At 73.0% G+C, this 13383-nt stretch carries 11 protein-coding genes and 1 tRNA gene; 6 read left to right on the forward strand and 6 right to left on the reverse strand.

Going from position 1 to position 13383, the window contains the following annotated elements:
• The first annotated feature begins 16 nt into the window (after positions 1-16).
• The 3 genes from ACZ3J7_RS22685 to ACZ3J7_RS22695 all read left to right on the forward strand — a co-directional run bounded on the left by ACZ3J7_RS22685 (position 17) and on the right by ACZ3J7_RS22695 (position 3636).
• Positions 17-1117 carry an SGNH/GDSL hydrolase family protein gene (locus ACZ3J7_RS22685; RefSeq protein ID WP_465624020.1) on the forward strand — a complete coding sequence of 367 codons (1101 nt, stop codon included), beginning with the start codon at positions 17-19 and terminating at the stop codon, positions 1115-1117.
• A gap of 59 nt (positions 1118-1176) precedes the next feature.
• The gene (locus tag ACZ3J7_RS22690) at positions 1177-2397 is read left to right on the forward strand and encodes an acetyl-CoA C-acetyltransferase (RefSeq protein ID WP_465624022.1); all 1221 of its coding nucleotides are present in this window, start codon (positions 1177-1179) and stop codon (positions 2395-2397) included.
• Positions 2398-2685: 288 nt separating this feature from the next.
• Positions 2686-3636: a hypothetical protein gene (locus tag ACZ3J7_RS22695; RefSeq protein WP_465624025.1), complete on the forward strand. Its 951-nt coding sequence runs from the start codon at positions 2686-2688 to the stop codon at positions 3634-3636.
• Between the two features lie 100 nt (positions 3637-3736).
• Here ACZ3J7_RS22695 and ACZ3J7_RS22700 read toward each other — a convergent pair whose 3' ends face one another.
• Positions 3737-4078 carry a hypothetical protein gene (locus ACZ3J7_RS22700; RefSeq protein WP_465624027.1) on the reverse strand — a complete coding sequence of 114 codons (342 nt, stop codon included), beginning with the start codon at positions 4076-4078 and terminating at the stop codon, positions 3737-3739.
• Between the two features lie 101 nt (positions 4079-4179).
• A complete protein-coding gene (locus tag ACZ3J7_RS22705) occupies positions 4180-5055 on the reverse strand; it encodes a Bax inhibitor-1/YccA family protein (RefSeq protein ID WP_465624030.1) in 876 nt (291 codons plus the stop codon).
• Between the two features lie 169 nt (positions 5056-5224).
• On the opposite strand from ACZ3J7_RS22705, the gene ACZ3J7_RS22710 reads away from it, so the two are divergent.
• Positions 5225-5749, forward strand: coding sequence for a peptidylprolyl isomerase (locus tag ACZ3J7_RS22710; RefSeq protein WP_465624032.1), 525 nt, complete (start codon positions 5225-5227; stop codon positions 5747-5749).
• Between the two features lie 79 nt (positions 5750-5828).
• Here ACZ3J7_RS22710 and ACZ3J7_RS22715 read toward each other — a convergent pair whose 3' ends face one another.
• Both ACZ3J7_RS22715 and ACZ3J7_RS22720 read right to left on the reverse strand, forming a co-directional pair.
• Positions 5829-8390 (reverse strand): ABC transporter permease, encoded by a 2562-nt coding sequence (locus ACZ3J7_RS22715; RefSeq protein ID WP_465624035.1) that lies wholly within the window; start codon positions 8388-8390, stop codon positions 5829-5831.
• 52 nt (positions 8391-8442) lie between these two features.
• A complete protein-coding gene (locus ACZ3J7_RS22720; RefSeq protein WP_465624037.1) occupies positions 8443-9216 on the reverse strand; it encodes an ABC transporter ATP-binding protein in 774 nt (257 codons plus the stop codon).
• 394 nt (positions 9217-9610) lie between these two features.
• Between ACZ3J7_RS22720 and ACZ3J7_RS22725 the strand changes: the two genes are divergently transcribed.
• Together ACZ3J7_RS22725 and ACZ3J7_RS22730 are read left to right on the forward strand one after the other, a co-directional pair.
• Positions 9611-9692, forward strand: a tRNA-Leu gene (locus ACZ3J7_RS22725).
• 135 nt (positions 9693-9827) lie between these two features.
• Positions 9828-10286 carry a DNA-binding protein gene (locus ACZ3J7_RS22730; protein ID WP_465624039.1) on the forward strand — a complete coding sequence of 153 codons (459 nt, stop codon included), beginning with the start codon at positions 9828-9830 and terminating at the stop codon, positions 10284-10286.
• A 233-nt stretch (positions 10287-10519) separates the two neighbouring features.
• Here the strand turns inward: ACZ3J7_RS22730 and ACZ3J7_RS22735 are convergent, their stop codons facing one another.
• Positions 10520-11887: an NAD(P)/FAD-dependent oxidoreductase gene (locus ACZ3J7_RS22735; RefSeq protein WP_465624041.1), complete on the reverse strand. Its 1368-nt coding sequence runs from the start codon at positions 11885-11887 to the stop codon at positions 10520-10522.
• A gap of 444 nt (positions 11888-12331) precedes the next feature.
• The gene (locus tag ACZ3J7_RS22740) at positions 12332-13267 is read right to left on the reverse strand and encodes a Ppx/GppA phosphatase family protein (protein WP_465624043.1); all 936 of its coding nucleotides are present in this window, start codon (positions 13265-13267) and stop codon (positions 12332-12334) included.
• Positions 13268-13383: the final 116 nt, after the last annotated feature.

Genomic DNA, 13383 nt, shown 5'->3' on the forward strand with positions numbered 1-13383 from the left:
GGAGAGGGGGTTGCCGATGGCCGGCTCGCAGGCGTCGAGGGCCCGGGTGGCGCGGCGGATCGCCACCGCGGCGGCGTACGGGGGTGGTGGGCTGGGGCTGCTGGGGGTGGGCCTGGCCGGGGTGCTGCTGACCGAGAGCCGGTTGGCGATCCGGGCGATCGGCGTGCTGGACGGGGACCCGCCGCGCGCGGACGGGGTGTACGGCGAAGGCTTCGCCGACCCGGCGGACCGGCGGGCGCCGCTGGTGCTGGCGTTCCTGGGCGATTCGACGGCGGCGGGGCTGGGGGTGCGGCGGGCGCGGGAGACGCCGGGCGCGCTGCTCGCGTCGGGCCTCGCGTCGGTCGCGGAGCGCCGGGTGCGGTTGGTGAACGTGGCGCGGTCGGGTTCGCGGTCGTCCGACCTGGCCCGGCAGTTGGAGCTGGCGCTGCCGCAGCGGCCGGACGTCGCGGTGGTGATGATCGGCGCGAACGACGTGACCCGGCACGCCCCGGCGGCCCGGAGCGTGCGGGAGCTGGGCGAGGCGGTGGGCCGGCTGGTCTCGGCGGGCTGCCGCGTGGTGGTGGGCACCTGTCCGGACCTGGGCACGATCAAGCCGGTCCGGCCGCCGCTGCGCTGGGTGGCGCGGCGGTTGAGCCGGCAGCTCGCGGCGGCGCAGACCATCGCGGTGGTGGAGGCGGGCGGCCGGACGGTCTCGTTGGGCTCGCTGCTGGGCCCGGAGTTCGCGACCCGTCCGGAGCTGTTCGCCTCGGACCGCTACCACCCGTCCGCGCAGGGCTACGCGACGGCGGCGATGGCGCTGCTGCCCTCGCTGTGCGCGGCGCTCGGGCTGTGGCCGGAGGAGTCGGCGGCGGGCCGCGCGGCGGAGCCGCAGGCGGTGCTGCCGGTGGCGGTGGCGGCCGCGGCGGCGGCCGGGCGGTCGGGCACCGAGGTGACGGCGGCGGGCCCGGAGAACGGCACCTGGCGGTGGGCGACGCTCAAGCAGCGCTTCCGGCTGGCCCTGCCCGGCGGCCCGGACGCCCAGCCGGCCCGGGTCGACGGCGCGGACGGCGCGAGCGGCGCGGACGGGTCGGCCAACTCACATCCGGAGGCGGATGACGCCGGAGCTACCAAGCGGTAACTTTCCCGGGGAGGTCCACCCGACCCCACGCCCCGAGACAGTCCAGCGAGGAGCCCGCCATGCCCGAAGCCGTCATCGTCAGCGCCGCCCGTTCGCCGATCGGCCGGGCGTTCAAGGGCTCGCTCAAGGACGTCCGCCCGGACGACCTGACCGCGCAGGTGATCGGCGCCGCGCTGGCGAAGGTCCCGGAGCTGGACCCGCGGCTGATCGACGACCTGATGCTGGGCTGCGGCCTGCCGGGCGGCGAGCAGGGCCACAACCTGGCCCGGATCGTGGCCGTGCAGATGGGCATGGACTACCTGCCGGGCGCCACCGTCACCCGCTACTGCTCCTCGTCCCTGCAGACGACCCGGATGGCGCTGCACGCGATCCGGGCCGGCGAGGGCGACGTGTTCGTCTCGGCCGGCGTGGAGACCGTCTCGCGCTCGGTCAACGGCAGCTCGGACGGCATGCCGGGCACCACCAACCCGCTGTTCGACGGGGCCCGGGCCCGCACGCAGCACCGCGCCGAGACCGGTGGCGGGGAGTGGCACGACCCGCGCGAGGACGGCCTGCTGCCGGACGCGTACATCGCGATGGGCCAGACCGCGGAGAACCTGGCCGCGCTGAAGGGGGTCAGCCGGGCCGAGCAGGACGAGTTCGGCGTCCGCTCGCAGAACCTCGCCGAGGCGGCGATCCGGGCCGGCTTCTGGCAGCGCGAGATCACCCCGGTGACGCTGCCGGACGGCACCGTGGTGAGCGCGGACGACGGCCCGCGCGCGGGCGTGACGCTGGAGGGCGTCTCCGGGCTGAAGCCGGTGTTCCGCCCGGACGGCACCGTGACCGCCGGTAACTGCTGCCCGCTGAACGACGGCGCGGCCGCGCTGGTGGTCATGTCGGACACCAAGGCACGCGAGCTGGGCATCACCCCGCTGGCCCGGGTGGTCTCCACCGGCGTCTCCGCGCTCTCCCCCGAGATCATGGGCTACGGCCCGGTGGAGGCGTCCCGGCAGGCGCTGAAGCGGGCCGGCCTGTCGATCGGCGACATCGACCTGGTGGAGATCAACGAGGCCTTCGCGGCCCAGGTCATCCCGTCCTACCGGGACTTGGGCGTCGACCTGGACCGGCTGAACGTGAACGGCGGCGCGATCGCGGTCGGCCACCCGTTCGGCATGACCGGCGCCCGGATCACCGCCACGCTGATCAACTCCCTCCAGTGGCACGACAAGCAGTTCGGCCTGGAGACCATGTGCGTGGGCGGCGGGCAGGGCATGGCGATGGTGATCGAGCGCCTGAGCTGACCCGAACGCGCCACTGTGGCGAGCGTCTCACCCATCCGGAGTGACGCTGCGTGATTGAGGGCCGGATCACACCGAGCGTGTGATCCGGCCCGTTTTTCGTCCCTCCGCGGCCGAATGATCGACGCACCGGATTGGATCAACTCCGCAGCGTAGAAAGGTATTACCTAACAATTTGAGGACAAGTAGGAAAGTCACGTACAAATCCGACATCAGCCACTGCAGTTACCGCCGCCGATACGGCAGTGTGGAGGCGTAACCCCGTTCCGCTCCTCGTTGGGAGTACGTTCCGTGAGCGCCGTCTTCCTCTCCCTGCTGCTGGTACTGATCGCCCTGACCACCGCCGTCCTCCTCCACCTCCGCCTGCTGGCAAGGAAGTTGGACGCCGGACGGACCGCCCCGCAGCTCGACGAGGCGTTGATACGCCGCGCCGTCGCCGAGGCGCTCGCCGCCGACCGGGAGCGGGAGATCACCGAGGCCCGGGCGTTCTGGGCCGAGCAGGAGGCGCGCGCCGCCGAGGACTCCCCGCTGTTCGACACCCCGTTCACCACCATCGGCGAGGACTGGCCGATCTTCTTCCCGCGCCCGACCGGCCCGCAGGACGCCGCCGACAACAACGGCGTGATGGACCCGGAGTTCGGCGAGGCGCTGCGCCACGCGCTGGAGGACCTGATCAAGGAGGGCCCGGCGGACGACGAGTCCCCGGCCGGCGGCGGCTCCCGGGCCGCGCACCCCGCGCAGGGCGGCGGCCTCCCCGCCGCCGGCCTCCCCGCCCCGGGCTTCCCCGCCCCCGGCGACAACGGCGACGTGAAGGCCCGCCGGGAGGCCGACCTGCTGGCCACCGGCCTGGAGGCCGGACTGCTGGACGCCGAGGCGGAGCCCGCGGCCGCGCCCGACCCGCGCCGGCACCCCTCGCACCCCGACTTCGTGCCCAGCCCGACCCCGTCCCGGGAGTGGACCGACGACCGGCTGGCCGCGCTCGCCGAGGAGCGGATCGCGCTGACCGACGTCCGCCCGGGCCCGCTCGGCACCCTGGACGTGTACGCCTTCGCCGACGGCACCACGCTCTGCGTGGCGCCGGGCGACCGGGAGGCCGCGTACCGGCTGATCGACGCCGTCCGGGCCGGCGAGGACGTCCGGCTGCTCGGCGGGTCCCGGTTCTCCGGCTCGTACTCGCTGACCTTCTCCACCGACGACGAGACGGTCTACGTGCTCGCCGACCGGGTGGTCGCCTCGATCTGACCGGCCCGCCCGCGCCCGCGACGGGGCGCCGACCGCACGGCAAGGGGTTGCCCGCGCGGGTCGGCGCCCCGTCGGCGTTCCCGGCGCGCGGCGGCGCGGGTCAGGCGGTGAGCTCGTCGGTGCGCGCGACCTCGGCGAGCGCGGCGGCCAGCTCCGCCGGGTGGCCGTCGCCCGCGGCGAGCGCCAGGTCGTGTCCGGTGACGGCGATCTGGTCGCCGACCGCGAACGCCCCGCAGTCGGGCACCGGCAGCGCCGGCAGGCCCTCCAGCGCCCGGCCGGCGTCGGCCAGCCGGCGGGCCAGGTCGAGCGCGGCGGCGGCCCGGGACGGGTGCCCGGGGACGGCGGCCAGCAGGCGGCTCTGCGGCATCGCCCGGAAGCGGTCGGCGAGCCGGTCGACGGCCTCGGTGAGCCGCGCGGGGGTGGCGGTGGTCTGCTCGGACATGCCCCCGAGCGTAGCGCCGCGCGGCGGCCCCGGAACGGCCGCGGCGGGCCCCGGAGGATCGTTCCTCCGGGGCCCGCCGCGGGGTGCGCGTGCGCGCCGGATCAGTCGTCGCCGCGCAGGATCGCGATCAGGCGCAGCATCTCCAGGTAGATCCACACCAGCGACAGCGTGAGGCCGAAGGCGGCCCGCCAGGCCTCCTTCTCGGGGGCGCCCTGGCGGATGCCCTCCTCGATCTCGGCGTAGTCGAGGGTGAGGAAGAACGCGCCGAGCGCGATGCCGACCAGGCCGATCACGATGCCCAGCGGGCCCGAGCGGAGGCCGAACTCGGCGCCGAACAGCGAGGCGACCAGGTTGACCAGCATCAGCAGCACGAAGCCCATGGCGATCGTGAGACCGATCCGGGTGTACCGGGGGGTGACCCGGATCCGGCCGCTCTTGTAGGCGATCAGCGTCGCCGCGAACACCGCGGAGGTGCCCAGCACGGCCTGGATCGCGATGCCCGGCAGGATCGCCTCGAAGGCCTTGCTGATCGCGCCGAGGAAGAAGCCCTCCAGCGCCGCGTAGGCCAGGATCAGCCCCGGGTTGACGCTGCGCTTGAAGCTGACCACCAGGCCGATGACCATCGCGACCAGGGCCGCGCCGATCGCCGGGCCGAAGTTGTCCACCGGCAGGGTGAACCACGCCACCGCGCCGAAGGCGACCAGGGTCAGCAGCGTCATCGCCGTCCGGGCGACCACGTCGTCCATGGTCATCCGGCCGGTCTGGATCGGACCGGCGGACGGCGAGTTGTACATGGTGACCAACTGCTCGTCGGTCAGCGGCGGTTGCTGCTGGGCCGCGTACGGGTCGTTGCCCGCGTACGGGTTGCCGTACGCGCCCTGACCGGGCTGGGCGGCCGTCTGCGTGCCGAACCCCGCGTACTGGTTGTCGCGGGTGAAGGACCCCTCCCGCGAGAAGACCGGGTTCCTGCTTCTCATCACATTCCCTCCGGGGCGGCACGGCACCACCCACACAGAGCACAAGAGTAATGGTTTGGCAAAGTATTCCGCGTCGGTCGTGAGGATGATCCCGTGTCGCCTGCGCGGGGGGTCCCCGACCGGGCAGGGTGGGTGGCGCACCTGACGCATACCCAGAAAGGCGGCCCCGATGGCCGAGGAACTCTACGCCACGCTGAAGACCAACAAGGGCGACATCGAGATCCGGCTGCTGCCGAACCACGCCCCCAAGACGGTCAAGAACTTCGTGGAGCTGGCGACGGGCGAGCGCCAGTGGATCGACCCGAACACCGGTCAGCCCAGCAACGCCCCGCTGTACGACGGCACGGTCTTCCACCGGGTGATCCAGGGCTTCATGATCCAGGGCGGCGACCCGCTGGGCAACGGCACCGGCGGCCCGGGCTACAAGTTCGCCGACGAGTTCCACCCGGACCTCGCCTTCACCAAGCCGTACCTGCTGGCGATGGCCAACGCGGGCCCGGGCACCAACGGTTCGCAGTTCTTCGTCACGGTCGGCCCGACCACCTGGCTGACCGGCAAGCACACCATCTTCGGCGAGGTCACCGACGCGGCCAGCCAGCGCGTGGTGGACGCGATCGTCAACGTCGAGACCGGCCGCAACGACCGGCCGCTGGAGGACGTGGTGATCGAGAAGGTCGTCGTCGAGACCCGCTGACGCCGGCCGGCACCGCTCCGGAGCACGCGGAGGCCGCCCGCCCCCGACGAGGGGGACGGGCGGCCTCCGCGCACCGGGGTCAGTCGGTCTTGATGCTGCTCAGGATGTCCATCCGGGAGGCCCGGCGGGCCGGCCAGAGGGCGGCGACCATGCCGACCAGGGCGGCGAGGCCGAGGAAGAGGAGCACGCTGCCGTACGGGATCACGGTGGTCAGTCCCTTCAGGTCGGAGGCCAGCAGGCGGGTGGCCGCCCAGGCCAGGAAGCAGCCGAGCAGGACGCCGATGGCGGCGCCGAACAGCGAGATCACCACCGACTCCAGGCGGATCATCCGCTTGATGCCGCGCCGCTCCAGGCCGATCGCCCGCAGCATGCCGATCTCCCGCTTGCGCTCGAACACCGACATGGCCAGCGTGTTGACCACGCCGAGGACGGCCACGATCACCGCCATGCCGAGCAGGCCGTACATCAGGTTGAGCATGGTCGAGATGATCCGGCTGAACTCGTCGACCATGTCCTGCATGGTGCGCACCTCCAGGACCGGGTTGCGGCCGGTGGCGTCCTTGAGGGCCTGCTTCAGCGCGGGGGTCGGGCCGTCGGTGCCCTTCACCAGGATCTGCTGGACCAGCGGGTTCCCGTCGTGGGCCTCGATCAGCTTGTTGGGGGCGACCACCGGGGAGACGCCGTCGTTGCGCTCGAAGACGCCGCCGACGGTGAGCGTGACGGGCTCGCCGCCGGGCGGGGTGGCCCGCACGGTGGAGCCCAACGCGAGGTGGTGGCTGGCCGCGAACTCCTCGTTCACCAGGATCCAGTCCTGCTGGAGGGCCGCGGTGGAGCCCTCCTTCATCGGCAGGTTCACCAACTGGTCGAAGGCGGCGGCGTCGTAGCCCTCGATCGCCTTCTCCTGCTCGGAGCCCTCGAACTGCCACCACACGTTGTCGACCTGGCTGACCGCCTTCACCCCGTCCGCCTTGGCGACCAGGCCGGCCAGCTCGGGGGCCAGCTCGCGGTGGTTGGCCATGCCGATCGCGTAGTCGGCCTTCATCGTCCCGGCGACCATCGAGGTGACGGCGCTGGTGACCGAGTTGCCGATCACGGTGAGCGCGGTGACCAGGGTCAGGCCGATGGTCAGCGCGGCCGCGGTGCTGGCGGTGCGGCGCGGGTTGCGCACCGCGTTCAGCCGGGCCAGCTTGCCGGGGGTGCCGAACACCTTGGCCAGCACCGGGCCGACCAGCGCGATCACCGGACGGGACAGCAGCGGCAGCAGCACGAACACGCCGATCAGGGCGAGCGGGGCGCCGAGTTCCAGCAGGTGCTGGGCGCCGGTGCCCTCGCCGTTCGCGCCGGCCAGGATCAGGCCCAGGCCCGCGCCGGCGATCAGCACGCCGATCGTGTTGCGGACCACCAGGCCGCGCTGGGTGCTGGGCTGCTCGCCGCTGCTCATCGCCGCGACCGGGGGGATCCGGGAGGCCCGGACGGCCGGCAGCAGCGCCGACAGGACGGTGACCACCACGCCGGTCACCAGGGTGGCGACGACCGTGGCCGGGGCGACCACCAGCGAGCCGGTGGGCGTGCCCTCGTCGAAGGCGTGCAGCAGCGACTGCAGGCCCGCGCCGATGCCGATGCCCGCGAGCAGGCCGCCGACCGAGGCGATCACGCCGATCGCGAGCGCCTCGACCAGCACCGACAGGGTGACCTGGCGGCGGCTGGCGCCGACCGCCCGCAGCAGCGCCAGCTCCTTGAGGCGCTGGGCGATCAGCATGGTGAAGGTGTTGACGATGATGAAGATGCCGACGAACAGCGAGATGCCGGCGAACACCAGCAGCATGGTCTTGGCGCTGGAGACCGAGTCGGCGACCATCTTGGTCTGCTCGTCCTTGAGCTCCTGCCCGGTCTGCAGCTCGACGCCGTCGGCGGGCACCTTCTCCCGGGCCTGCGCCAGCAGCGCCTGCTCACCGGTGCCGGCCTTGGCGGTCAGCACCACCGAGCTGAACCGGCCGGGCTGCAGCAGCTCGCGCTGCGCGGTGGCGGTGTCCATCAGCACCAGCGTGCCGCCGGAGGTGACCTGGGGGTCGTCGGTGGTGAAGACGCCGGTCAGCACCGCGTCCCGGGCCGCGCCGTTGCCGGCCACCCGGACGGTGTCGCCGACCCGGTAGCCGGCCTTCTCGGCGGCCTGCCGGTTCAGCGCGACCTCGCCAGCGGCGCGCGGGCCGCGGCCCTCCGCCATCGGGTAGCGGCTGTCCGCGCCGGAGGCGTCCGGGACGAAGTTGGCGCCGCGGGCGCTCCAGGACTCGCCGATCAGGTTGCCGTTCTTGTCGGCGACGCCGGTGAAGCCGGAGACCACGCCGCGGGCCCGCTCGGCGCCGGGCAGCGCGGCCAGCCGCTCGACGGTGTCCCCGGTCAGCGCGCCCTTCTCGGGGCGCGGGGCGTCGCGGTCGGCCGGGCCGTCGTCCGAGCCGTCGGCCGAGACCAGCACCGAGACGTCCGAGAAGCTGGTGGAGTAGCTGTTGCGCATGGCCTGGCCCATGGTGTCGGAGAACACCAGGGTGCCGGCCACGAAGGCGGTGCCGAGCAGCACGGCCAGTACCGTCATCAGGAGGCGGCCCTTGTGGGCCAGCACGTTGCGCAGTGCGGTGCGATGCATGGGGTCAGTCCCGGGGAGTGGGTGCGGTCGGTTCGACTGGGCTGACGCGGCGTCAGCTGGTGCGGCCCTTGGCGTCGAAGCGACGCATCCGGTCCAGGACGCTGTCGGCGGTCGGGCCGTGCAGCTCGTCGACGATCCGGCCGTCCGCCAGGAACACCACCCGGTCCGCGTAGGAGGCGGCCACCGGGTCGTGGGTCACCATCACCACGGTCTGGCCGAGTTCGCGCACCGAGTTGCGCAGGAAGGAGAGGATCTCGGCGCCGGAGCGGGAGTCCAGGTTGCCGGTGGGCTCGTCGGCGAAGATGATCTCCGGCTTGGAGGCCAGCGCCCGGGCGCAGGCCACGCGCTGCTGCTGGCCGCCGGAGAGCTGCGCGGGCCGGTGCGAGAGCCGCCCGGACAGGCCGACGGTCTCCACCACCCGGTCCAGCCAGGCCCGGTCGACCTTGGTGCCGGCGATGTCCATCGGCAGCGTGATGTTCTCCAGGGCGGTCAGCGTCGGCAGCAGGTTGAAGGCCTGGAAGACGAAGCCGATCTTGTCCCGGCGCAGCCGGGTCAGCTGCTTGTCCTTCAGCCCGACCAGCTCGGTGTCGCCGATGGTGGCCGACCCGGAGGTGACCGCGTCCAGCCCGGCCATGCAGTGCATCAGCGTGGACTTGCCGGAGCCGGACGGCCCCATGATGGCGGTGAACTCGCCCCGCCCGAAGGAGACCGAGACGTCGTCGAGCGCCACGACGCGGGTCTCGCCCTCGCCGTAGACCTTGTTCAGGCCGGTGGCGCGGGCCGCCGCCAGACCGGTGTGGGGCGGGTACGCGGTCGAGGTGCTCACGGTGGGGACTCCTAGTCCGGGAGGGGCGGGTTTCGTCACGGCGCGACCGGCTCGGAACGCTCCTCCGACCGCTACTCCATCCTCCCGGCCGTCCTCCCCACTCACGTCGCTCCGCCGAACGGTTGCCCCACCGCCGCCAGGCGTACGGCTCCGGGAGCCGTCTCCTCCTCCGGGATGACCCCTCCCCCGGAGCCGGACCGGGGCCGGACCGCGGCCGGGTCGGAGCCGCTCCGGGGCCGCTCGGGGGCCGCGGGTGGCCGAGAACCACCGGGCGGTGGCCGAAAGCACGGACGCTTCGTCAGATGGCATGGAAGCATGACAACTTCCGTCCCGGGAAATATGCGAAACCCTCGTCCGGCCGACTAGGCTCAGGAGTGAGTTCGCCACGCCCCAGGCCCAGATGGTGGAACGCAGACACGGGCAGCTTAAAACTGCTTGGCCGCGAGGCCGTGCCGGTTCGAATCCGGCTCTGGGCACCGTCCTGCCCACCCGTCGTCACCTGCGGTGATGCTCCGATCACGGACCTTCGGTCCGGCTCGCGGCCCGCGCTTTGAACAACTCGTTCACAACGGATCCTTGACGAGGGTGCGTTCATCGCCGACCCTGGAGCCATGGCCGACACCTCCCCCCAGCCCGCCCCCGCCACCGCCGGCGACCCGTTCGCCCCGCCCGACCCCGAGGCCGCCCGCGCACAGCGGGTGTACGCCTCGCTGCTGCGGATCGCCGAGCGGCACGCGGCCGACGCCGGGCAGCGGGCCCGGCAGACCAACCCGGCGATGCTCGCGCCGCACGAGGCGGTGCGGCTGGTGGCCTTCCTGCTGAGCGGGGCGGCCCTGGCCGAGGAGGGCGAGCCGGAGGTCGACCGGGCGGACGTCACCGCGGCGCTCACCCTGCTGCCCCTGGTCCGGGCCGAACTCGACGAGCTGGAGACCGGGTTGCTCACCATGGCCCGGGGCCGCGGGATGACCTGGCAGGAGATCGCCTTCGGCCTCGGCCTCGGCACCCCGCAGGCGGCCCGCCAGCGGCACGAGCGGCTGGCCGGGCGGACCGGCCCGACCGGCCAGGAGTGAGCCGGAGCCCCGCGCCGCCCCCGGACGCCCGAAGGCCCCCACCCGGTGGAGGGTGGGGGCCTTCGTCAACTGCCTGCTGTACTCCGCCCGGTGGCGGGGCCGGCTGAGCACCACGGAGGTCGTGGTCCGGCGGCGCTGCCGGGCGGAGGGCCTCCGACTCGTACCCGACCTGTGTCGGGTCTGGTCGCTTCTTCGCTCGCGACTTGCTTGCTTGCGGCTTGCCTGCTCGCGACCTACTTGCTGGTGGCGAGCTCCTTCTCCGGCGCGGCCGCGGCGGCCGGCTTCGGAGCGGGGGCGGTCGCCTCCTGGAAGGCGTCGAACGGCTTCTCCATCTCGGAGAGGCCGACCGTCTCGCGCTTGAGGAACATCGCCAGGGTCCAGTCGGTGAAGACCCGGATCTTGCGGTTCATGGTCGGGACCATCGCGCCGTGGTAGCCGCGGTGGAACCACCAGGCCAGGCGGCCCTTCAGCTTGACCTTGCCGAAGAGGATCGCCACGCCCTTGTGCAGGCCGAGGCCGGCCACCGCGCCGAGGTTCTTGTGCTTGTACTCGGCCTGCGGGAAGCCGCGCATGCCCGCGATGACGTTGTCGCCGAGGACGGCGGCCTGCCGGACGGCGTGCTGCGCGTTCGGCGGGCACCAGGCGCCCTCACCGGCGGCCAGGTCGGGGACCTGGGCGTTGTCGCCGGCCGCCCACACGTAGTCGAAGCCCTGGACCTGGAGGGTCGCCGCGGTGTCCACGTGGCCGCGCGGGCCGAGCGGGAGGCCGAAGCGGTTGACGACCGGGTTGGGCTTGACGCCGGCGGTCCACACGATGGTGGAGGCGTCGAACTCCATGCCGTTCTTCAGCACCACGTGCTGGTCGACGCAGGAGTCCATCGAGGTCTCGATGTAGACCTCGATGTTGCGCTCCTCCAGCCGGCCCTTGGTCCACAGACCCAGGTCGGGGCCCATCTCGGGGAGGATGCGGTTGGCCGCCTCCACCACGACGAAGCGCATGTCGTCCCGGCTGACGGTCTTGTAGATCTTGGCGGCGTCGCGCGCCATGTCCTCGATCTCGGCGACCGTCTCGATGCCGGCGAAGCCACCGCCGATGACCACGAAGGTCAGGGCCTTGCGCCGGACGTCCTCGTCCGTGGTGGACTCGGCCTTGTCGAGCTGCGCCATGACGTGGTTGCGGAGGCTGATCGCCTCCTCGACCGTCTTCATGCCGATGCCGTGCTCCGCCAGGCCCGGGATCGGGAAGGTGCGGGAGACCGAGCCGGTCGCGACGACCAGGTACTCGAAGGGCAGTTCGTAGGAGTCGCCGGCCGCGGGCTGGATGGTGGCGACCTTGCGGGCGTGGTCCACCTCGGTCACGTGACCGGTGAGCACCTCCGCCTTCTTCAGGGCGCTGCGCAGCGGTGCGACGAGGTTGCGGGGCGCGACGTTGCCGCCGGCCGCCTCGGGAAGGAAGGGCAGGTACGTCATGTACGACCGCGGGTCGACGACCGTGACGGTCGCTTCGCCGTAACGCATCTTCTTGAGGATGCGCATCGCGGCATACAGGCCGACGTAACCACCGCCGACAATGAGGATGCGAGGACGCTCCGTGGTGCTCATATCCGAAAGTATCCACCCCCGGCTGACGGGCCATTCGTGAGGCCCGTCACAAGCTCCTGGACACCTGGTGCTACACTGCGCGCCCGCACTTCCGGCCCGGCGGGGTCCCCCCGCCCGCCCCGACCGCCCGCTGTGGGCGGTCGGCCACCCGGTGCCGCGCTGAGCAGCAACGATCCTTGCGCCGCACGGGTTCCCGAGCGGGGTTTCGATTTCTCCGGGATGACCACCGGGTTGCCTGGGATCCCATGAGCAACCCGCCAGCGGCACCTTCGGTCCCACATTTCGGACGGAGCGGGCCCCCCGGTGGCGCGAAAGGCTGGATTGCCATGTGAAGAAATTCACGAAGGTTCTTCGGCCGACACGCCGGACGGCCCCCGGAGGGCCTCCGGACGGCCCGCGCGGGGACGTCGGGAGGCCGCCGGGGGCCGTCCGGGGAGAGCCCGTTCAGGCGATCGACCAGGCGATCCCGTCCAGGATGTCGTGCTCGGAGACCAGCAGCTCGGCGGCCCCGGTGCGCTCCATGATCTCCAGCAGCACCAGCGCGCCCGCCGCGATCACGTCCACCCGCCCGGGGTGCATGACCGGCATCGCGGCCCGCTCGGCGTGCGAGGAGCGCAGCAGCCACTCGGCGGTCTCCCGCACCCGCGCGACGTCCAGCACCGCGTGGTGGATCCGCTCGGAGTCGTAGCCGGGCAGCTCCAGGGCGATTCCGGCGACGGTGGTGACGGTGCCGGCCAGGCCGACCAGGGTGGCGCCGGAGTCCAGCGGGACGGTCCGGGCGACGGTGTCCAGCGCGGCCCGGATGTCGGCCCGGGCGGCCTCGATCTGCGCCTCGGTGGGGTGCCCGCCCGCGAAGTGACGCTCGGTCATCCGGACGCAGCCGATGTCCATCGAGTACGCGGCCCGCACGTCCCGCTCGCCGAGCACGAACTCGGTGGAGCCGCCGCCCAGGTCGAACACCAGGTACGGCGGCCGGTGCGGGCCGCCGAGCAGTTCCCGGGTGGCGCCGGTGAAGGAGAGCCGGGCCTCCTCGTCCCCGCTGACCACGCTCGGGGTGACGCCCAGGATCTCCTTGACCCCGGCGGTGAACTCGGCGGCGTTCTCGGCGTCCCGGGAGGCCGAGGTGGCGACCATCCGGATCCGGTCCGGGGTGACGCCGTGCCCGGCGATCACCTCGGCGTACTCGCGGCAGGCCGCGAAGGTGCGGGCCAGCGCCTCGGGGTGCAGCCGACCGGTCCGGTCGACGTCCTGGCCGAGCCGGACGATCAGCATCCGCCGGTCCAGGTCGGTGATCCCGCCGGTCTCCGGGTCGAGGTCGGCGATCAGCAGGCGGATCGAGTTGGTGCCGCAGTCGATGGCGGCGACCCGGGTGACGGTCACGACTCGTCCTCCGAACCGGTCTCGGCGCCGGCCCCGGCGGCCTTGCGGGCGGCCCGCTCGGCGCTCAGCGCCTCCTTGGCGGCGATCGTCCCGGCGTGGTCCCGGTCCTCGTTCCT

It is taken from the genome of Kitasatospora sp. NPDC015121, from assembly GCF_055562955.1.